16 protein-coding genes are annotated in these 21,378 nt (G+C 37.4%); 4 read left to right on the top strand and 12 right to left on the bottom strand.

The window, feature by feature from the left end; genetic code table 11:
- Positions 1-169: 169 nt before the first annotated feature.
- Both H1225_RS03935 and H1225_RS03930 read left to right on the top strand, forming a co-directional pair.
- Positions 170-1,300, top strand: a complete 1,131-nt coding sequence (locus tag H1225_RS03935) for a porin (protein ID WP_006537390.1) — start codon at positions 170-172, stop codon at positions 1,298-1,300.
- A 448-nt stretch (positions 1,301-1,748) separates the two neighbouring features.
- Positions 1,749-2,939, top strand: coding sequence for an amino acid aminotransferase (locus H1225_RS03930; RefSeq protein WP_072062787.1), 1,191 nt, complete (start codon positions 1,749-1,751; stop codon positions 2,937-2,939).
- 153 nt (positions 2,940-3,092) lie between these two features.
- On the opposite strand, the gene H1225_RS03925 is transcribed toward H1225_RS03930, so the two are convergent.
- From H1225_RS03925 to cmoM, 8 genes are all read right to left on the bottom strand, one after another.
- A complete protein-coding gene (locus H1225_RS03925; RefSeq protein WP_109847541.1) occupies positions 3,093-3,743 on the bottom strand; it encodes an MBL fold metallo-hydrolase in 651 nt (216 codons plus the stop codon).
- Between the two features lie 37 nt (positions 3,744-3,780).
- Complete coding sequence (gene mepK, locus H1225_RS03920; RefSeq protein WP_072062789.1) at positions 3,781-4,329, bottom strand: peptidoglycan L,D-endopeptidase MepK; 549 nt, start codon at positions 4,327-4,329, stop codon at positions 3,781-3,783.
- Between the two features lie 329 nt (positions 4,330-4,658).
- Positions 4,659-6,386 (bottom strand): L,D-transpeptidase, encoded by a 1,728-nt coding sequence (gene ldtD / locus H1225_RS03915; protein WP_109847540.1) that lies wholly within the window; start codon positions 6,384-6,386, stop codon positions 4,659-4,661.
- A 352-nt stretch (positions 6,387-6,738) separates the two neighbouring features.
- Entirely contained in the window at positions 6,739-7,452 is a 714-nt protein-coding gene (gene aphA, locus H1225_RS03910) for an acid phosphatase AphA (protein ID WP_072062791.1), read from the bottom strand.
- Between the two features lie 225 nt (positions 7,453-7,677).
- Positions 7,678-12,138: a chromosome partition protein MukB gene (gene mukB / locus H1225_RS03905; RefSeq protein WP_161671411.1), complete on the bottom strand. Its 4,461-nt coding sequence runs from the start codon at positions 12,136-12,138 to the stop codon at positions 7,678-7,680.
- Positions 12,135-12,863 (bottom strand): chromosome partition protein MukE, encoded by a 729-nt coding sequence (mukE, locus tag H1225_RS03900; protein ID WP_006537402.1) that lies wholly within the window; start codon positions 12,861-12,863, stop codon positions 12,135-12,137. Before mukE ends, mukB begins: the two co-directional genes overlap by 4 nt.
- Entirely contained in the window at positions 12,844-14,166 is a 1,323-nt protein-coding gene (mukF, locus tag H1225_RS03895) for a chromosome partition protein MukF (RefSeq protein WP_006537403.1), read from the bottom strand. The genes mukE and mukF overlap by 20 nt, the downstream gene beginning before the upstream one ends.
- A 9-nt stretch (positions 14,167-14,175) precedes the next feature.
- Positions 14,176-14,949 carry a tRNA uridine 5-oxyacetic acid(34) methyltransferase CmoM gene (gene cmoM / locus H1225_RS03890; RefSeq protein WP_006537404.1) on the bottom strand — a complete coding sequence of 258 codons (774 nt, stop codon included), beginning with the start codon at positions 14,947-14,949 and terminating at the stop codon, positions 14,176-14,178.
- 375 nt (positions 14,950-15,324) lie between these two features.
- On the opposite strand from cmoM, the gene elyC reads away from it, so the two are divergent.
- Positions 15,325-16,158, top strand: a complete 834-nt coding sequence (gene elyC / locus H1225_RS03885) for an envelope biogenesis factor ElyC (protein WP_072062794.1) — start codon at positions 15,325-15,327, stop codon at positions 16,156-16,158.
- A gap of 411 nt (positions 16,159-16,569) precedes the next feature.
- Positions 16,570-17,493 carry an AEC family transporter gene (locus tag H1225_RS03880; protein ID WP_072062795.1) on the top strand — a complete coding sequence of 308 codons (924 nt, stop codon included), beginning with the start codon at positions 16,570-16,572 and terminating at the stop codon, positions 17,491-17,493.
- Between the two features lie 108 nt (positions 17,494-17,601).
- Here the strand turns inward: H1225_RS03880 and mqo are convergent, their stop codons facing one another.
- The 4 genes from mqo to H1225_RS03860 all read right to left on the bottom strand — a co-directional run bounded on the left by mqo (position 17,602) and on the right by H1225_RS03860 (position 20,996).
- Positions 17,602-19,098 (bottom strand): malate dehydrogenase (quinone), encoded by a 1,497-nt coding sequence (mqo, locus tag H1225_RS03875; protein ID WP_109847537.1) that lies wholly within the window; start codon positions 19,096-19,098, stop codon positions 17,602-17,604.
- A gap of 12 nt (positions 19,099-19,110) precedes the next feature.
- Positions 19,111-19,506, bottom strand: coding sequence for a cupin domain-containing protein (locus H1225_RS03870; protein ID WP_161669803.1), 396 nt, complete (start codon positions 19,504-19,506; stop codon positions 19,111-19,113).
- A gap of 544 nt (positions 19,507-20,050) precedes the next feature.
- Positions 20,051-20,812 (bottom strand): 3-deoxy-manno-octulosonate cytidylyltransferase, encoded by a 762-nt coding sequence (gene kdsB / locus H1225_RS03865; protein ID WP_072062797.1) that lies wholly within the window; start codon positions 20,810-20,812, stop codon positions 20,051-20,053.
- 4 nt (positions 20,813-20,816) lie between these two features.
- The gene (locus H1225_RS03860; protein WP_004244593.1) at positions 20,817-20,996 is read right to left on the bottom strand and encodes a Trm112 family protein; all 180 of its coding nucleotides are present in this window, start codon (positions 20,994-20,996) and stop codon (positions 20,817-20,819) included.
- Positions 20,997-21,378 lie beyond the last annotated feature (382 nt).

Genomic DNA, 21,378 nt, shown 5'->3' with positions numbered 1-21,378 from the left:
ACTTTTTTCGTTTTTGTAGCAAATTGGGGGTAGATAAAATTTTTTACCAATGGAACACTGTCACCCGACACAGACGACACTTAACTCTCATAAATAGTTCCATAAAAATTAAGAAACTATTTCTGGCAGTGGCAAAGGTGTCTGAATAACACCAATGAGGGTAATAATAATGATGAAGCGCAATCTTCTTGCAGTGGTAATCCCAGCTTTAATGTTTGCTGGTGCAGCAAACGCAGCTGAAATGTACAACAAAGACGGCAACAAAGTAGACATCTACGGTAAAGTTGACGTTCGTCATTACTTCGCTGATAAAGATTCAGGTGAAGACGGTGATGCATCTCGTGCACGTATCGGCTTCAAAGGCGAAACTCAAATCAATAAAGATTTAGTTGGTTTTGGTCGTTTCGAATATGAAATCCGTACAAGCAATACTGAAGGCGATACTGATTCACGTGCTCGTTTTGCTTACGCTGGTTTTAAATTCGCTGACTACGGTTCACTAGACTACGGTCGTAACTACGGTGTGATTTACGACACCAACGCATGGACAGACGTTCTGCCTTTATGGGGCGGCGACTCAATGTCACAAACTGACGTTTATATGACTGGTCGTTCTACTGGTGTTTTAACTTACCGTAACACTGATATGTTCGGTTACGTTGATGGCCTAAGTTTTGCTCTACAATACCAAGGTAAAAACAACGAAAATACCAGCAATGCTCGTGGCGACAAATGGGTACAAAATGGTAGTACTCACTATAGCGTAGATAAAAAAGCTAATGGCGACGGTTTCGGTTTCTCTACAGCTTATAACTTAGGCTGGGGCGTAACTCTGGGTGGTGGTTACTCTAACTCTGCTCGTACTTCTGGCCAACAAGACTTCAGCTCTGCTAAAGGCTCACGTGCGGAAGCATGGAACTTTGGTGGTAAATTTGCAGCTAACAACGTTTACTTAGCGGCTATGTACGGTGAAACCCGTAACATGACTCATTTCAAAGGTGAAGGTAACATCGCTAACAAAACTCAAAACATCGAGTTAACAGCACAGTATGACTTTGCTGATTTAGGTATCAAACCATCTTTAGGTTATGTTCAATCTAAAGGTAAAGACCTGTATAATCAAGGTACTGCTGTTGGTGATGAAGATTTAGTTAAATATATCTCTGTAGGTTCTTTCTACAAATTTAACAAAAACATGACTGCAGTTGTTGACTACAAAATCAACCTGCTGAAATCTGATAACAAACTGGGCATCAACGACGACAACGTAGTTGGTTTAGGTCTGACTTATCAGTTCTAATTACCGCTTAGGTAATTAAACAGTCAAGTTAATTGATTTGAAAAGCAACACTTCGGTGTTGCTTTTTTATTTATACTGCTACTACCAATCTTAATCTCTTATTATTTATCTCGCTTTTTTCTTCTTATTCACAATGCTTTCTTTTTCTTTATTTTTGTATTTGCAGTGGATTTGTTTATTTATTCACTGAAAAATATCGCATTTTCTTTATTTTTAGTAACGTCAAAAAGTTTATCATACTAAACAATTATGTCTTTTTAGTGATTATTTTTATATGTTAATGTAATCACAGGATATTCACTTATTTACATCTTGTTTTGCTATTTATTCTCACTTAGTTCACAACTTCTTGTTAATTTCTCTACAAACAGTTGGCAAAAAGGCCTCATAGCGTTACTCTTGATACTCATATTTCGGCTTCGTTTTGAGCTTAGGGAACAATTACACTATGTTTGAGAAAATCATTGCTGCACCAGCCGATCCTATTCTAGGTTTAGCTGATAGTTTCCGTTCTGATCCTCGTGAAAACAAAATTAACTTAGGGATTGGTGTTTACAAGGATGAAACAGGTAAAACCCCTGTTTTAACCACTGTTAAGAAAGCAGAAAAATACCTGTTAGAAAACGAAACCACTAAAAATTACCTTCCAATTAGCGGTATCCCTGAATTTGGCAATGTGACCCAAGCACTTTTGTTTGGTGAACAACACCCTATTATCACTGAAAAACGCGCACGCACAGCACAAGCCCCTGGTGGTACAGGCGCTTTGCGTATTGCTGCTGATTTTATTGCTCAGCAAACCACTGCAAAACGCGTCTGGATAAGCAATCCAACTTGGCCTAACCATAATAATATTTTCCAAACTGCAGGTCTTGAGATCTGTAATTACGATTATTATGATGCTAAAAATCATGGGTTAGACTTTGATGGTATGTTAGCAAGCCTTGCTAAAGCGCAAGCAGGTGACGTTGTTTTATTCCATGGTTGCTGCCATAACCCAAGTGGTATTGATCCAACGGAAGAACAATGGCGCCAATTAGCTGAACTGTCAGCAGAAAAAGGCTGGTTGCCTGTTTTTGACTTTGCATATCAAGGTTTTGCTCGTGGTCTTGAAGAAGATGCACAAGGCTTACGCCTCTTTGCAGAAAAAAATCCTGAGCTTATTGTTGCCAGTTCATATTCTAAAAACTTTGGTCTTTACAATGAACGTGTAGGTGCATGTACCATTGTGACCAAAGATAGCGACACTGCTGAAAAAGCCTTTAGCCAAGCAAAAGCAATTATTCGTGCCAACTACTCAAACCCACCAGCACACGGTGCTTCAGTAGTAACAACTATTCTTTCTAATCCAGAGTTAAAAGAAGAATGGATTGAAGAGCTAACAACCATGCGCGAACGTATTCAGCGTATGCGTCAACTGTTAGTGACTACTCTGCAAGAAAAAGGTGCTAAGCAAGACTTTAGCTTTATTATTGACCAAAATGGTATGTTCTCATTTAGTGGTTTAAATAAAGAGCAAGTTGAGCGTTTACGTGCTGAATACGGTATTTATATCGTAGGTTCAGGCCGTATTAACGTAGCGGGTTTAACTCTTGAGAATATGGTTCCACTATGTGAAGCCATTGTTGCTGTGCTCTAATTGACATCTAAAGCGTAATTAAGATAAATGCCACATTATTAAATATGTGGCATTTTTATTTACAACCAAAGAAATACAAATCTCATTTTTTACTGATAAAAAAGCGCTTTATAATAAAGAGCTTCATATTTATTCGCTTATATCCGCACATTATTACCAGATTGGCATTTCATCTTGTAAAAACGGATTGTATTGACGCTCATGACCTAAATTAGACATAGGGCCATGTCCCGGAATAAACAGATAATCATCACCTAAAGGCAAAACTTTATTTTTGATTGATGCAATAAGATCAGCGTGGTTTCCCCGTGGAAAATCGGTACGACCAATACTTTCTTTGAATAACACATCTCCCATAGAGATAATTTTATTCTGATGATTCACAAAAATAATATGTCCAGGTGTATGACCTGGGCAATGTAAAACAGATAACGAAATTGTTTTACCGATTGTTACGGTATCACCCTCATTTAACCAACTATCTGGTGTAAATGATTTTCCACAAGGAAAATTAAACATACGACACTGTTGTTCTAATTCTTCAAGTAGAAAATTATCATCTTTATGTGGCCCATAAACAGGAACATTAAAATGCTCAACAATTTGAGAAGTGCCTGCAATATGGTCAAAGTGTCCGTGTGTTAATAATACTTTGGTCAATGTTAATTGGCGTTCTTCTATTTCTGCAATTAACGTTTCAACATCTCCACCAGGATCAACAATTGCCGCTTCCTTCGTTTCATCACACCAAATAAGGGTGCAATTTTGCATATAATTTGTCACAGGTACAATGTGATACATCATGAATCACTCCACTCTCTATTAACTAATTCTCAATAGGTTACCATGAGCGAACCGGTCCTGTATCAATATGCACAAAATTACTTCTTGGATAATATCCAACACCACCCGCTTTCATTCTTAATGCAACTTGACGAACTTTTGAAAGTTCTGTGCCTACTAAGCGAAAATCCATTGCTTGCCCGCGAGTATGGTAGCTTTTCTTAGCAACACCACTGCTGCTTTGGCGCAAATTATTATTAGTCACTAAAGAGCGATAACCTGAAATAAGTTCAACGGGTTTATTGTTATTCAGCATTACTTGCAGTAAATAGATTTGGTCAAACAGGGCGGGATCAATCGTTTTAATTTTATTTTGTCGGTAATCTCTAAACAGATGGTTTAGCTTAGCAAGTTCATGTTTATTATAACGTTTTCCATCAAAAAACTCGGCTTTAATAGTTTCACCAGTATTTAAATTATTAAAGCGAAGAATTTTTGGGCGAGGTGTTGCTAATGAAGCAAATGCATGAGAAGGCAATAAACCTAACCCCACAGCGGCCATACCGAGCCCCAGCCACTTACGGCGGTGTGAATCAATAATATCCATAGTTATATGCACTCAACAAATTATTTCGGGAGGAAGAACCTTTATTATGACAATATTTTTCCTGAATTGTTTCTTATGGTTTGTATAGTATTGTAAATAACACTTCGTTTCAATTTATCAACATTTCAAATCTTATTAATTTAGTTATTTATACTAAAAACCCTTTTTATCATTCTAATTTTATTGGAAATTTAAAAAGTATTTTATAAATTATAATTTTTTCATACTTTTATTATAGAACATGGTTTTTTAAATTTATCTTATTGATTAATATAAAAAATAAAGGATGGTAATATATCCATCCTTTATTTGGCTTCTATTTATCTATATTACAAATATTTCTTAATATTCTCTAAATACGACTCTGCATTTGAAATGCTTTTATCATAACCATAAATATCTGCACGATATTGAGGTGCATTTTCCTGTGCTACCCATGCGGTTTGATAATATAAATAAACTGGGATACGTTCAGGAATTGGGGCATATTGTGTTGAACCACGTTTTAATGCTGCATCAATTCTATCTTGTTTCCATCCTGCATCACCCAATAAAATTGAAGCAAGTTCAGAGGCTTTATTAACACGAATACAACCTGAACTGATTGCTCTCATGTTTTTTGAGAATAGCGAATGATTTGGAGTGTCATGCAGATATATCGCATCTGAATTTGGCATATTAAATTTATAACGACCTAATGAGTTTGTTGGCCCCGGAGCCTGCCAAATTCGGTAAGGGAAGTTATTCGCACTCACATTTTGCCAATCAATATCATAAGGATTAATTGGATAAGCATCATTCCCCCACCCTGAATAAATGGTATATCCCTTACGACTAAAGTAACTAGGGTCTGCTTTACCTCTAGGCACAATATCTTTACGCGTCATGCTTGTTGGCACATTCCAAGGTGGATTAACCACGACATTATTGAGTGCACTACTCATAATCGGTGTTTTTCTATCGGGGCGACCGACAATGACTTTTGAGTCAAGGATAAGTTCGTTATTGGCATAAAAATAGAGCGAGAAATCAGGAATATTAACCCAAATTCCAGTATCACCAATAGCTGGCGTCAAGCGAAGGCGCTGAATATTCAATGCCATAATGCTAGCGCGTTGTGCGGGTGTTATATTTAACCACGTTCGTGTTTGTCGCCCAATAATACCATCGGGCTCTAACCCATGAGCAGTTTGAAATAATTTAACAGCCGCAACTAAAGACGCATCATAAACGGTTGTCGCAATTTCCTGCTCATTCACTGCCAACTCAGGAATTAATTTTAAATTACGTAAAATCTGTCTAAGCGGTACAACTTCTTGTGATGATTGATTTGGCTTTAATGATGTCGTTCCTTTCATTTCTGGCCAAACAACGGAACTATGTAATTGCTTTCGCAATTCCTCTTTCATTAAAGCGTAATAAGGGTGAGATGGTGCATAAGAAATAACAAAGCTACCTAAAGTGTTATTTTGAATATTTTGTTGTAACTCAATCACTGAACTATCGGAAGGAGCAGATAATACTTGTGTTGCACTGCGATACAGTAAAGATGTGCCAGATTTATTTACTTGCTCAACAAAACTGATATAACCTAAAAAGGCATCTGATAAAATAATATCACGCCCTTCTTGAGTTAATTCAGGTGTTTCTAATTGTGTTAACCATTGCCCAAACTGGGGCTGAATGCCTGAAATAGCGACTTCTGCTATTTGTTGCTGTAATTGTTGTACTATTTTTTCATCTTGCCAAATTAATGCCAGATTATTCGCTTGGTACATTTTCACAAGCTGAGTTAAATATGAAGGTTTATAACCTACAGGAAGCCATGATTGCAGTTTTGTTCTTACTGCTAACTCAGTCAATTGTGGGGCATCCATAACCACAATTGCAGGTGCTGGCATAGCTTCGTTATTCACAGGAACTAATACCGTGTTTTCTGTTTCGGGCGCAGATAAAGCCACCGACTCTGTTTCTGTAGCTATTGCATAATGCCCAGAAAGGAGTGTACCTATAACAGCTGAATATGCGATTGCTCTTTTAATTGGTTGATGCGCCATAAATCCTCTACCCTCATCCCTTATTATTATTTTGGTATCCTAGAATATTAGATGAGCTAGGCAAAGAGTTTTATAGGAATAAACTAATATTTTTAACGTTTTGTAAGTCCCTGATAGAAATTTAGTTTTATTTAATCAAAAAAAGACTATTTAGCTGTTTTTATATTCAAATATATTATTTAAATAAAGGTGCAATAAAAGAACAAAAAACAGACAAATCAGAAATAAGCTTTCAAGAAATAATAAAGAGTTGTGAAGAGATAAATAAAATAATTTTAATAAAAGATATTTTAAAATAGAAAAAGGCGCAGTTTCCTACGCCTTACAAATAGAGGTAAACAAAGGGGAAAAATTAATACTCTGAATTGATAACAACTTCTTCACCAAACTGACCTGCTTTTGGCAGTGGTTGGTAAGAAGAGTTAGCTGCACGCAGAATACGAATACCACGGATATTCAGTTCATCTGCTGCTGCGATATCTGCATCAGCATCACCGTAGTAAATTTTCAGTTTGTGATCACGCATCCAGCTTACTTTGTTATTTGCACCAGGTTGGTCACCCGCAAAAATAACTGGCTGCATTTTATCAGCAGGAATGTTTAAGCCTTCTTGTACATATTTGGTCACAGTCTCAGTTTTAGTTTGAGTACGACCCGTAATGAAATAAACAGTATCTCCACGTTTTAAGTGCATCTGAACAAGATCGATACCGACTTGTTTAGGCATACTGAATTTATCCCACTCGTTATTCATTTTTTCCCAGAATTCTTGGTTTTTCAGGTAGCTGAAATCGTTTGGAGAATATTCTAGTTTACCACGATAGAAACCTGGGCTTGAGAACAGAACGGTGTCATCGATATCAAAACCAACTGCCATGGGTGCTTGACCTGCAAGGCTTTTTTCAATATCTGCAACAGAAACCCAATGAATTGGTTGTTGTTGTGCAAGTTGTGCAACAGTAACACCTGGGCTAACAACTTCTGGCATATGAACTTTTGCCATTGCCGCGCCATTTAAACTTAACGCTAAAGCAATTGCACTAAAAGCTAACGTGACTTTACGCATTTTCTTTCCTTTAATTTTTATAGTAATCACATACAAATGCGATAATAAACATCATGATTACATTTAAATGAGATATGGCGCACGTTATACCATTTAAGATTTCATTTTTTTGTGAATTTACTTTCATTTTTTGATCTATGTAACACTTTAAAAGAATAAGGCGCTATGAGCGTAAGCCCGTAGCGCCTTCTATTTGCTGATTTGTAGCTGATAACCCAAATAAAATTATTCTGTTATTTCAGCAACATTTGATGATGCAGTTTTATCATTTTCAGCCTGTTGACCAAAACCTTTTAACCCCACAACGTGAACATGTTCTGTACCATTAAACACTTTACGCACTAATTTATAAGTTGTTCCTTTTTCTGGACTGATATTTTCTGGTGCTGCAATGATTAACTGCATATCTAAACGATCACAAAGTTCGAATAGCGTTGCTATCGATTTGGCATCCAAACGTGCAGCTTCATCGAGGAAGAGTAAACGACAAGGAGAAATATCTTTTCCTCTTAAACGTCGTGATTCTTCTTCCCAGCTTTGTACAACCATCACCAGAATTGACATCCCCGTACCAATCGCTTCACCGGTTGATAAAGCACCACTTTCCGCTTTTAACCAACCTTCTGGCCCACGATTAACCTCAACATCCATTTCTAGATAATTACGATAATCTAACAGCTCTTCACCCACAGTTTGTGGCATACGTTGCCCAAAATCTACTTGTGGATTTAAACGTTGATAGAGCTTCGCCATCGCTTCTGAGAAGGTAAGGTTTTGGTTTTTAAATAAGTCTTGGTATTGATTATCTTCTTCTGATAATACATCCAATAACACTTGATGGCTTTCACGAATATTGACGTTAAGTCGAACACCTCGCACTTGGCCAAATGAAACCGCTTGTAAACCTTGGTTTAGCATACGGATACGGTTTTGCTCTCGCTGGATAGTTTTGCGAATAATATTCGCAACACTTCGTGAGCTAATCGCTAATTTCTGTTCACGGCTTGTCAGTTCTTCCGTTAAGCGAGCAAGCTCAATTTCCATCTGTTCAATTGCATCAACTGGATCGTCAGTTTTAATGATATCTTGGCGAATACGCTCTCTTAAATGCTGATATACTGCAATAAAGAACTGAACTTTACGATCAGGATATTTCGCATCTTCTGAGCGACGTAACGCATCACGTAAATATTCATTATCTGCAACTGCTTGGCGTAAAGCACCTAACGCTTTATCCGACATTGAACGTAGTTCATCAGCTGAAAGGTAAGCAAAATCTCGTCGATGTAAACGGCGTTCCATACCATTTTCTTTCACCAATCGCATAACTGCGCACCAACCCGCTTTTGCACTCACAACATGATCACGAATTTGAATGTAGTCACGTTCAAGTTTACGAATTTTCTTGGTTAGGTTATCTCGCTCAGCTTCACTCAGTGCGATATCGCGCTCAAGTTGACTAATACGCGCGCGGTTTTCACTTACCGCTGAATAACGTTGATCGCGAAGCTCTTTAGCTCTTGCTTCTGCACCAATATCGATATGTATCCCCGTATCACGCATCTCTTGCTCAAGTTCTCTGAGCAATTCAGATTTAGTGTCGAAGGAGCTTTTTAATGAGGTGAGCACTTGATTAAATTGAGCACATTGTGCTTGTTGCTGACGATAAAGTTCTCTTGCCGTAGCGCGTTCTGTTTCTGCCATCTCTAAACGGTGACGTAACTTCTCGTTTAGATCACTATTTTCACTAACAATTTCAACGGCATCACTATAGCTAAAGTGTGGGCGACGCTGTACTACTTCCACCAGCAAGAAAGCCTGTTGCTGATAACGTTGCTGCTCTGCTTTTGCCTGCTCGTAATCTTGCGATAGTTGTTCATGTGCTTGGGGATCACTTTGCAAGATAGAAGCAATCGGCTCTAATGCTGCTAATGCTTTTTCGTGACGCTGTAAGTAACGCATTGATTCTTCAGCGGCATACAGCTCTTCGCGTAACTCTTCAACGCGATCAATCAGTGTTTCATCCATCAAGATATTCACTTGAGGAATCAGTTTATTTAGAAGATTTAGCGATTCTTTAGCACGTGTATAATGTTGACGCTGTTGCTGAGTATTCTCTTCATATTGTGCTAATGCTCTTTCTAGCTCGTTACGTCGTTGGTTAAGCTGGCGAATATCTTCTTCAGGATCAGCCTCAAATGCGACAGAAATGTGTTGTCCGACAAACTGACTAAAGGCATGGTGAGCACGTTGGATCTTCTGTACATCAAAAGCTTGTGTTGCATAAAGTTCCGAAAGCTCATCACGCTGACGCGACAAAATTTCTAATTGATTTTCACGCGCTGCTCGACCAAATAGTGGGATTTCAGGGTAGCGAGAATAACGCCATTGTCTATCTGAACTCTTAATAAGAACCGCTTTATCCATCTCTTGTGCATTAAATACACTATCATCGAAAGATTGTGGATCGCCTTCGATAAAATAGAGATCTTCAGGGCAATCTTCTAATGTTTCTAATTGCTCCTGAACTTGAGATAAGTCTTGTACAACAATCGCATGGCGTGCTGGGCCATATAATGCAGAGAAATAAGGCGCATCGTCTAACGTAATATCATCATAAATTTCTGATAATAAAACACCATTAAAACGTTCGGCTAACGTAATTAATCGCCCATCTTCAGCACCACTTGGCTGACTTAAACGTTCAATTTGCGCTTCAATCTGTTGTTTGCGAGTTGCAGTTTCATCACGTAAAACCGTTGCTTCACGCTCTTTTTCAAGTAACTGTTGCATATATTCTGTTACTTGATGACCCGTATCAAAAGATTGACGAGTCTGCTCACATAATTGTGTTAACGCATCTTGTGCTGCAAGCCATGCTGGCGCTTGTTTTTTCAGCTTTTCAATTTGTTGTTTAAGTTGATCTAACTCTTGGCGCATCTGCATACGCTGTTCGCCAGATTCGTTAACGTAATCGCTAAGCTCTTCAATTTTTGCTTCTAATTCATCTTGAAGAATTAATAAATCATCAGGCTCTATCGGCTTACCATAATGCTTATTAAACTCTTCAAGTTGACGTTCTGCAGTATTTCGTTGATGTAAACGCTGTTCTAACTCAGCTAACTGCATACGAATAGGATGAACCCTATCCGCTTGGTGTCGATGCGAAGACCATTCACGTAATGCTGTTTTTGCCGCATCCCATGCATTTTGGCGTTCAATCTCACCGACAACCGAACTGATCAGTTTATAAGCTTGATCAAATTGTGTTTTAGCGGCTTCAGAAACATTGAGTTTCTGTTCCATAGAAAGCAAAGAGTGAGTAATGGTTTGAATTTTTGCTTGAATACGTTCAGCCCATTGTTCTGCATTAGTTTCATCTAAATCAGCAATACCACATTGTGCTTTTGCTCGCTCTAAAGCCTGCACTGCTTGACGATATTGAATTGCACGTGTTTGTTGTACATCTAAAGCTTGCTGATAATCTGCTAGCTGATTCTTCAGCTCATCAACTTCTTCTTCGGCTGACTCTACGCGAGCTTCAAGTTCTTCTTTCTTAGATGCTGCTTCTTCAACGACTTCGCTTTGTTCTTCTAAACGGAAAGTGATCTCTTCTACATCAGCAACATATCGGTCTATTTTTTCTTGTTGACGAACCGCATTTTGTACTAGGTTTAATCGATCACTTGCTGCTTGATAGTCTGCTTCAAGATCTGAAGAAAGCGCTTGTTGTTCTTCCAACTCTTTACCCATTTCAATAAAACGATATGCTTCGTTATTAATGGATTTACGCTGACTCCATAATTCACGGCGAACTTCTAAAGCTTCATCAAGATGAACGCGTCGCTCATTGGCATGACGCATATAGTCTGCTGCAACGTAAGACGTAGCTTCTGTGATTAGGTGTTTAAATAAATCACGATCGGATTGTGTAACGCGAATCGCTTCAAGTGTCATGCGATTTTCACGTAATGCGCCTTCCATATCTTGGAACGCTTTTCTAACTCCGCTATTTTCAGGCAATAAGTAATCACGTAAAGAACGAGTGATCGCACTTGAAATACCACCATATAACGAGGCTTCAATTAAACGATAGAATTTTGCGCGATCACTGGCTGAACGTAAACGTTTAGGAATAACACCCAAGTCAAACATTACGGCATGGAAATCAGTGATAGAATTAAATTGTCTAAAAACAACGCCTTCAATCGCTTCAACTTTCTCTTTTAACTCATTAAGGGGGAGTACTCGCGCTTGGCGATCTGCAACAGCTTGCGTCAGAATTTCTGTCGGGTTTTCCGCCATTGGCAACCCTTGGATCATAAAGGGTTTGATATCAACTTTTTTATCACGCCCTGCAATCTGCTGTAAACGGACACCGACCACAGCACGTAAGTGACGCGAGTTGATCACATCTAATACGGCATAACACACACCCGGACGCAGTTTCCCATATAACCCTTTATCACGAGATCCGCTTGTTGACCCAGCTTCTGTGGTATTACGAAAATGAAGTAAAGTTAGATCAGGGATCATAGCTGTGATAAATGCAGCCATAGTGGTTGATTTACCCGCACCATTACCACCTGATAACGTAGTCACTAATTCATCTAAATCAAAAGTACGAGCAAAGAACCCATTCCAGTTGATAAGTGTTAATGAGCGAAATTTTCCCCGTTCAATCATTTATTTTCTTCCTCCGCATCATCTTCACTGGATTGTAACTGCTCATCTTCATTTTCTTCATCGTTTAGTGCTTCTGAACCGCTTTCAAGCGCCATAGCTTCACCATCACGGATCATTCTCATTTGCGCTTCGATAGGATCATCACCACTGCGTACATCTGCCCCAAAACGGAAAACAGATTCAGTAATTGAAAAACGTTGCATATCATTTAATAGAAATGAAATCATGCCTAAACGACGTAAACGATTTAAAGAAGTCCTCATTTTTTCTTGTAATTTTTGCAAATCAAGATCAGAACCCGTTGAGCGTTGATTCACTAAACGTAAAAGTTTGCTTTCATCTGCTAATGTTCTTAATTCATCGAACAGCTCTTGAACGGTGAATATCCCCTGATTCGCTAATCGTTCAGGGCTAAGATAGAGATAACAAAGTATTTTTCCCACCAGCATATCCATTTCAGAGAGGACTGAGCGTGGAATAAGCGTGGTTGAACGAGGTCGTAAATAGAAGAAGCCTTCTGGCGCTCGAATTAATTCAACGTTATAACGCGCATAAAAGTCTGATAACTCATCCTGAAAATCCATCAGAAAAGCATGATTATCCAAAGAATCTATACCAATATGTCGACCTGCACGTAACTGGCTATCCAGTTCAGGAAAAAGTGAGTTCGCTAATGCCTGCGCCAGTTTTGCTGGCATAAATTGTTCAGTATGTATCGATGACATGCGCTTGTACCTTAGCTCCATATTCGTTAATTTCTGACCATTTTGCAGGCAATCCTGCGAGCTCAGCTTTTGCTACACCTAATCGTACCGCCTGATCAATCACAATACGGGCAACATCAAAATGTTTCTGCTGCGGATAACGATTAAGGTATTCAACTAATACTGAACTGAGATCTAATGCTCTTTGCTCTAATTTGTAAGAAGCAAGTTCTTGCTCTACCCATTGCGCTATTTGTTCATTCACTTCGCTGAACATTTGATATTCAAGCTCTTCGGGTAACTCACCCGTGACTTCTTCATCACGTAGAACCAGTTCTTCATCACGCATATCAAACAGCCGATCAGCATTAGCGTAAGTTAATGCCCATGGGCTATCGAAATAGTTTTGTACGGATTGACGTAAGCGGCGAGAGAAAATACGGTTTTTATCCATATCAATCGCTGTACGAATAAATTTATGGACATGTCTATCGTATCCAATCCATAAATCAATAGATTGCTGACCCCAACTAATAATGCGGTCTAACTTACTTTGAAGTTCAAACACTAATGTATCTATTTGCTCAACATGGCCTGTATTCATGTTTGCTTCTTGAATGCGTAGAAGATTAGCTTGAAGCTTGTCGCCAGCTGCTTCAAGCGTATCTTGTAGTTCTCTTAATGTACCCGATGTTTCAGATAGCAACTGTTCACAACTTGAAATAGCCGCTTGCCAATCTTGGTTTAATAACGCAGCAATATCTTCTTTTACTGTATTTTGCTGCTCATCCATAATTCGCTGAGACAAATCAATACTATCGAAAATTTCCGCCACTGAATATTTTAGAGGTGCGAAAACATTACGATGCCAATGATATTCATCACCGCCGTCCTCAGCAGAGCTAGCAGCTGAATCAAGCTCACCTGCCACAATAGAAAGTTGCATAGATAAGCGCAATGATGAAAATTCACGTTGGCGAATATAGTAATCACTAATTCCAATACCCAACGGAGTTAAACGGTATATTGCATTACCTTCTACCAACTCACTGGTAAAACGGTTAAAAAGTCGCTGCTTTACCATGTCATTAATGGCATTATTCGCGCGAACTTGTATTGATTCTGCGGGTTGTTCAAAGCCTTTGCACACTTCTCTAAAGGCATCAATTAACTCCCCTTCACTAATTTCGCCATCAAGGCGCTCGCTGTTTAATACAGCGACAGCCATCAAAAAAGCTAATCTTTCTGGTGGCAGTGAGATTGAAAAATCATTTTTTCTCGCCCAAGACACTAACTCAGGAACGGTCTGGGTAAAATCACTCATAGTACATCCTTAATTTACACGCTTTTGTGCCATGACATGAATGTAACGCCCCAGACTGATATAGGGCTCTTGCCGACAATATCGTTGCTCTAATGCAAGCAACGATGGAAAATCTTTATTTTGTAACTGACGACTTTGCAAATAATCATGGAAAACACGGACACCGGTTTTTCCTAATATTATCATTGAAAATTCAGTCAGCCATTGATAAACATCTTCAGGTTGCAATGGATTTTGAGGCGATAATGATTTTTTTCTTCTTCGAGGAATTTCAGGATTTGCCAGATGAAAATTCCCCAATATCGCATTTCTCATAACAATACCATTCGCATTGTAAAACATCAGCGATAAGATACCATTAGGTAACAACATATCGGTAAGAACATTTACGGCGTCTTTCTGATCCGTGATCCATTCCAATACTGCATGAAATAGAACTAAGTCAACCTTTTCATCTATATGCTCTTTAATCTCTTGAGCCGCACAACAAATAAACATCATGTTTTCGGCAACACCCTCTTCAATCGCTGCCTCTTGAGCACGATTAAGCATCTCTTGCGATAAATCACATAAGATAATTTGGTGTCCTAACTTAGCAAGCTGGCGAGAAAAATATCCTTCACCTCCACCTGCATCTAAAATACGTAAACTTCGATTAGGTAAGAGAGTCAATAATTGTTGTAAATCTTCCCAAATCACCGCTTGACGTATTTTACCCTTTGTTGTGCCATAGATATTGCGGGAGAATTTATCTGCAATATCGTCAAAATTACGATCTGACATTAAAACGCCTCATGATAACAACTTACTACTTGCGCTCTTTGCGTTCTGATAAATTCAAAAATATGAGACACTGTACATAAATAAAGACGACAATTTTACCAGTGTTCTATGATACTGACTGTTTTCTCTAAAGAAATAAGTCATGAATCAGACTATTCGCAAAGCGAAGTATAAATATAACGCTTATTAATGAAAAAATTAACGTTCAAACGTTTATCGTTTTATAAATAATTAAATGATTCTTTATTTCTATTGATGAAAACTTAGTAAAACGTTGTTGTGTTAGCTATTTTGACACAACGTCTTGGAATTCCCCTAGTTTTCACTAAGCTTTCGCTATCAATTGCATATATTTCACTCAATCTAGGATGATTTATGCTGTTCTTGCTCAAAAAATATGTTGCAGGCTTTCTGATGCCCTTGCCTTTGCTCTTATTAATCGCCTTTTTTGCATTAGCACTACTTTGGTTTACTCGTTGGCAAAAAACAGGAAAAAGCCTACTCACTGTTGTGCTTGTTCTGTTAACTCTTTTAGGCATACAACCTGTTGCCGATACACTATTGATGCCAAGTGAAAAAGAGTATCAAGCTCGCTATGAATTACGAGAAAATTCGCAACAAGATGTGAACTACATTGTTGTTTTAGGTGGTGGATTTACTTATAACCCGGAATGGGCACCTAGCGCTAACCTTCTCAATAATAGCTTATTTCGTGTTGCAGAAGGTGTTCGGCTTTATTATCGCAATCCTAATGCAACACTGATTTTTACAGGTGGCGCAGGTGTTAATCAGATAAGTAGTGCAGAAGTTGCCGCACAAGTGGCACAATCTTTAGGTGTGCCTGCGAATAAAACTATTGCACTATCAACACCGAAAGATACTGAAGAAGAAGCCTATGAAGTTGATAAGCTAATTGGTAAACAACCTTTTCTCCTTGTCACTTCTGCCAACCATTTAGCGCGTGCTGAACGTTTCTTTTTAGCACGAAGAATGAATCCCATCGTTGCACCAGCTAACCAATTGGCTATTACTTCACCATTACATCCTTGGGAGAAATATTTTCCCTCTGCCACTTATTTTCAACACAGTGAACGTGCATGGTATGAATTTTTGGGATCAATTTGGCAATCAGTAAAACCCACAGGGCAACCTATAGAAATACCAGAAAATGCCCATTCTTCATCAGATAAAATGAATTCAGATAACTGATCTAGTCTCTATACTGAACCTCAATAATAGAGGTTCAGTTTCCCTTCAATAACCAATTCATTGAATACTCAATGTATCGCTATTATTAATATACGTTATATTCTATCACAAAGTTATAGTTATGTTACGATTAGGTATATAGGTAACTCATTAGAAACAATGTTATATATCATTAAATATGTTCTCCTAAGTACTACTTGCTAAATAAACTGTTTTATTTAGTACAGTGAAATAACATTGCTATTTATTTCTTGAATAATTTCAAATATCTTCGATAATTAAAAATACTTGATTTTAATTACTAGGTAATTATACAGATTTTCTTTATTCATATAAAACATAACTACTTATTAGTTAGTTATAAATATTTGAATAAAGTAAAAATACCTATATTAAGCAATCAGAGGTAACATGTTACTACAAACTATTTTATCAGCACTGGGGCCAATTATATTAGGACTTTTAGTTGGATGGCTCTCAGGTAAATATGGATTTATAAAAAGAGAATATTCACAAGCCTTTGCTGATTTTGTCGTTAAAATAGCACTACCATTCGCACTATTTCTAGCGGCAACACAAGCCTCTCCATCTATTTTCTATAACATAGATTATCTATTAGCCCTCGCATTAGGACTACTTATTTCTTATCTTATTGGTTTTTTAGGCGGCAAATTCTTTTTTAAACATGATAAAAAGAATTCAGCCATGCAAGCTTTGTCAGCCTCATTCCCAGATATGGCATATTGTGGACCACCTGTATTACTGGCTACGGTCGGTTCATCAGGTTTAATTGCAATGGTGATTGGTAATTTGATTTACACTATCATTATCCTACCTTTTACCATGATGATTATCAGTGGCACCAAGCAAGGAAAAGGGATCTTTCAATCATTGCTTAATGCCATCTCCCAGCCATTAGTTTTTCTGCCTATTTTTGGCGCTATTCTAGCTATTCTCGGTATTAAACTCCCAGAGATTCTGCAAAACTCAGTCAATGAAATAGGGAAAACTTCCGGTGGAGTTGCTTTATTTTTCTTAGGTTTGTTAATTTCAGGTATTAAGCTTAAAGTTAATACTGAAATTATCTTTAATGTGATAATAAAAAATATTGTGCAGGGTGCGTTAATTTTAGGTGTTGGGTTTGCTCTTGGGTTAGAAACTGAATTATTAAAAGCGGTATTTTTAATTGGCGTATTACCTACTGCAACAGCAGTGCCAGCTTTAGCCATTTCATATAAAACTTATACAGATATGGCAACAGGAACTGTATTATTAAGTACATTATGTTCATTATTTTCTATTATTGGCGGTATTGCTATTGTAGAAATGATGTAAATTTCCTAGGTACACTTACTTGAAAACATATTATTTATACTAACAATACGGATAAAAAATAAAACAGCCCTATACTACTGGGCTGTTTTATTTTTATAAATACTATAACTAAGGTGTATCTAATTTTAATATTTTAGCTGTTGATTCACGTATATTACGACAAGCATCCGCATCTATTTTGAGATCAATACCGTAAGTTGGAATAATCGTTTTAAGACGTTCTTCCCAACCATCATTTTCAAGCTGCTCTTTAAAACAAGACTTAATAATATTGATAGCAATAAATGCCGCTGTAGAAGCACCTGGTGATGCGCCTAATAATACTGAAAATGATTTATCTGCGCTGCTAATTAACTCAGTACCAAACTCTAATACACCATGATGCTTAGCTTCAGGTTTAATAATCTGAACACGCTGTCCAGCTACAGCCTCTTGCCAATCTTCATGCTGTGCCTGAGGATAGAACTGTTTGAGCATTTCAAATTGATGTGCCGAAGTTTGTAATACTTGACCAATTAAATATTCAGTCAATGACCAATTATCTTTTGCTACATCAAGCATCGGTTCTATATTACTTGGTCGGATTGATTCAAATAAATCTAAATAAGAACCCTGTTTTAAAAACTTACTCGAAAATCCAGCATAAGGGCCAAAGAGTAGAGAGCGTTTACCCGCAATAATACGAGTATCAAGATGTGGCACAGACATTGGTGGTGAGCCTACATCTGCTTTCCCATAAACTTTAGCATGATGACGACTACAGATTTTATCTTCATCACAGCGCAACCAAATACCACTAACAGGGAATCCACCATAGCCTTTACCTTCTGGAATACCTGATTTTTGCAACAAATCGATAGCGCGTCCCCCCGCACCAACAAATACATATTTTGCTGAAATAATATATTTATCATGAGTGGTAAGATCTTTGACTTCAATATTCCAACCACCCGAATTATTCCTTTTTATATCGATAACATCATGCTTATAGTGCAACTCAAAATTGTTTTGTAGGGAAAGTTGCTTAACTAAGAGATGTGTTAAGGCGCCATAGTCGACATCTGTACCTGTCGTCACGCGGGTGACGGCAAGTTGTTGATTCGGATCACGCCCTTCCATTATTAATGGCGCCCAATCTTCAATTTGTTTTTTATCTTCACTGTATTCCATATTTTCATAACAGTGATTAGCAGACATTTGGCGATAACGTTGATGAAGAAATTTAACGTTATCAGCACCCCAAACAAAACTCATATGTGGGCAAGCATGAATAAAATCTCGAGGATCAGTAATTTTGCCTTTTGTGACTAAATAAGACCATAATTGACGAGATAGATCGAATTCTGTGTTAACTTCTAATGCTTTACTAATATTAACAGTTCCATCTGAATTTGGTGGCGTGTAATTTAATTCACAGTTAGCAGCATGCCCTGTCCCCGCATTGTTCCAAGAATTAGAGCTCTCTTGACCACAATCATTTAATCTTTCAAACATAGCGATTTTTAAATTCGGTTCAAGCTCTTTAAGTAATGTACCGAGCGTCGCACTCATGATACCAGCGCCAATTAATGCGATATCAACCTGCTCACTAATAGGTTTATTCATAACAACTCCCAATTAGTTGGTTGTTTTATTAGGTTTAAAACATAATCCTGCGTCTTCTTTATAGACAACATAAGCACGACGCCAAGGCTCATTATCTAAAAGGCGCCATTTATGGCCAGTGCCACTATTATCTTGTGCTAATAACACATCACCTGGCTTAATAATGAAGGTTGAACCATCTTTTACTTCAAATTCTAATGTACCAGATAGTGTAATAACATAGCGAGGAACGGGGTCCTGATGCCAATCATAAGAACCTCCGGAAGTTGTTTCCCTAAACGATAATTCTGAAACATTGATAGGTAAACTTTCTCTATCGCCTTGTGAGCTATCTTTAAATTCAATGACACCTTCTTCAAATAACGAATTGCCATCTTCTCCAGTCCATAAACGAACACAACGGATCATATTTTCAAACTCCTTTAATAATTTTATACTTAAAACTTGATAATTATTTAGTATAGATAATATTCTTACTACTTCCCCAAATTAGCATCATAATTAAGTATTTTTATTATTAAAAAAGTATAGCAGTAATTAAATTATATAATTGATTATTAGATCGAATATTCAATAGGTTGATTAAAAAAAACATAGTATTATTTACAAAGAATATTCCGATAATTTATTATATTTCTCCGTCGTTCTTAAATATCTTAGTTTTTTATTCAACCATTTTAACCCGTTACATAAATTGAGATTTTGCTACTCTGATGAAAAATTCTTTTTACTGAGACTCAAATCATCAATATTTTGAAACTGCGAATTCAGGAGTAAAAGAGGAAGATATCTGTTACCAAATGGTGAAATAACATCAATTATTACAATTATAAATCTAATTAAACGATAATTAATTCAATAATATTAAGTAGTTAAATTAATTTTAAAAAAATATAAAAACGACACTTAATAAAATAAGTGCCGCTAGATATTTGAGATTTTAATATAATAATTAGAACTCTTGGTTCAGTGCACGATAAGCAGCTCTTGCTGCAATCAGATCATCTTGTGTATCAACACCTACACCTGGAACTTCTAATGCTTTTGCAACATGGATTTTTTCGCCATACCACAACACACGCAGTTGCTCTAACATTTCAATAGATTCTAATGGGCTTGGTTCCCAAGTAATATATCGACGTATAAAGCCTGCACGATAAGCATAAATACCAATATGGCGTAGATAATGCTCACCAATTTCATCATGTGATAAATTAAAACGGTCTCTTTCCCAAGGAATGGTTGCACGAGAAAAATAAAGTGCGAAACCTTTTGCATCCATCACGACTTTCACCGCATTAGGGTTAAAAGCTTCTTTTGAGTCAACAATAGGCACCGCTAATGTTGCCATTCCTGCACCACAACTTGCTAGATTTTCAGCAACTTGAGTAATAATAGCGGGTGGAATAAGAGGCTCATCACCTTGTACGTTAACGATTATCTCATCATCTGCAAATTGATATTTTTCAATGACTTCAGCTAAACGTTCTGTACCTGAATGGTGATCTTCGCGAGTCATACACGCTTCCCCGCCCGCTTTTTCAACTGCTGCAACAACATCTAAATTATCAGTTGCAACAATGACACGGTTTGCACCAGAGCGTATAGCTTGTTCCATTACACGAACAATCATAGGTTTGCCATGAATATCCGCAAGGGGTTTACCCGGTAAACGAGTCGATGCATATCGACCAGGGATAATGACCGTGAACATGAAATTACTTTTCCTCTTCTAGTGACAATTCTCTTGCTTCATTCTCCAGAAGAACGGGGATATTGTCACGAACAGGATAAGCTAAATGATCAATTTTGCAGATAAGCTCTGAATTTTCTTTATCAAAGATAAGTTTGCCGTGGCAAACTGGACAAGCAATAATTTCGAGTAAGCGGTGATCCATTTTGTCCCTCTCAAGGGTTAATCATTTTATAGGGCAAAAGGATATCATAAGGAATGATCAGCGTTAATACTCAAAACCACTCGTTTAGTGATAATTCGAAAATAATTTTGGTTATTAATAAATTTATTATTTTCTCTTTTACTATAAGCAACAAAAAAGCCACATTACTGTGGCTTTTTATCGTTGAGTCTGCAACATCATTAATAAAGAATTACATTCAGCTTTTATTGATAATAATTTAACCTTTTTATTATCTTTATTGCATTCTAATTAACGAAATAACTCTTTTATATTACTTATTCAGCTCGCTGGTAAACTATTTCCGCTTACCTACCTAAAATAGGTATAAACGATAATTTAATCTCAATGCTAAACTACCGTT

Origin of the sequence: Proteus penneri (assembly GCF_022369495.1) — a bacterium.
In the GTDB taxonomy this organism is placed as follows: Bacteria; Pseudomonadota; Gammaproteobacteria; order Enterobacterales; family Enterobacteriaceae; genus Proteus; species Proteus penneri.
The sequence above is the reverse complement of the archived record's forward strand: the minus strand, read 5'-3'. Positions and strand labels throughout refer to the sequence as shown.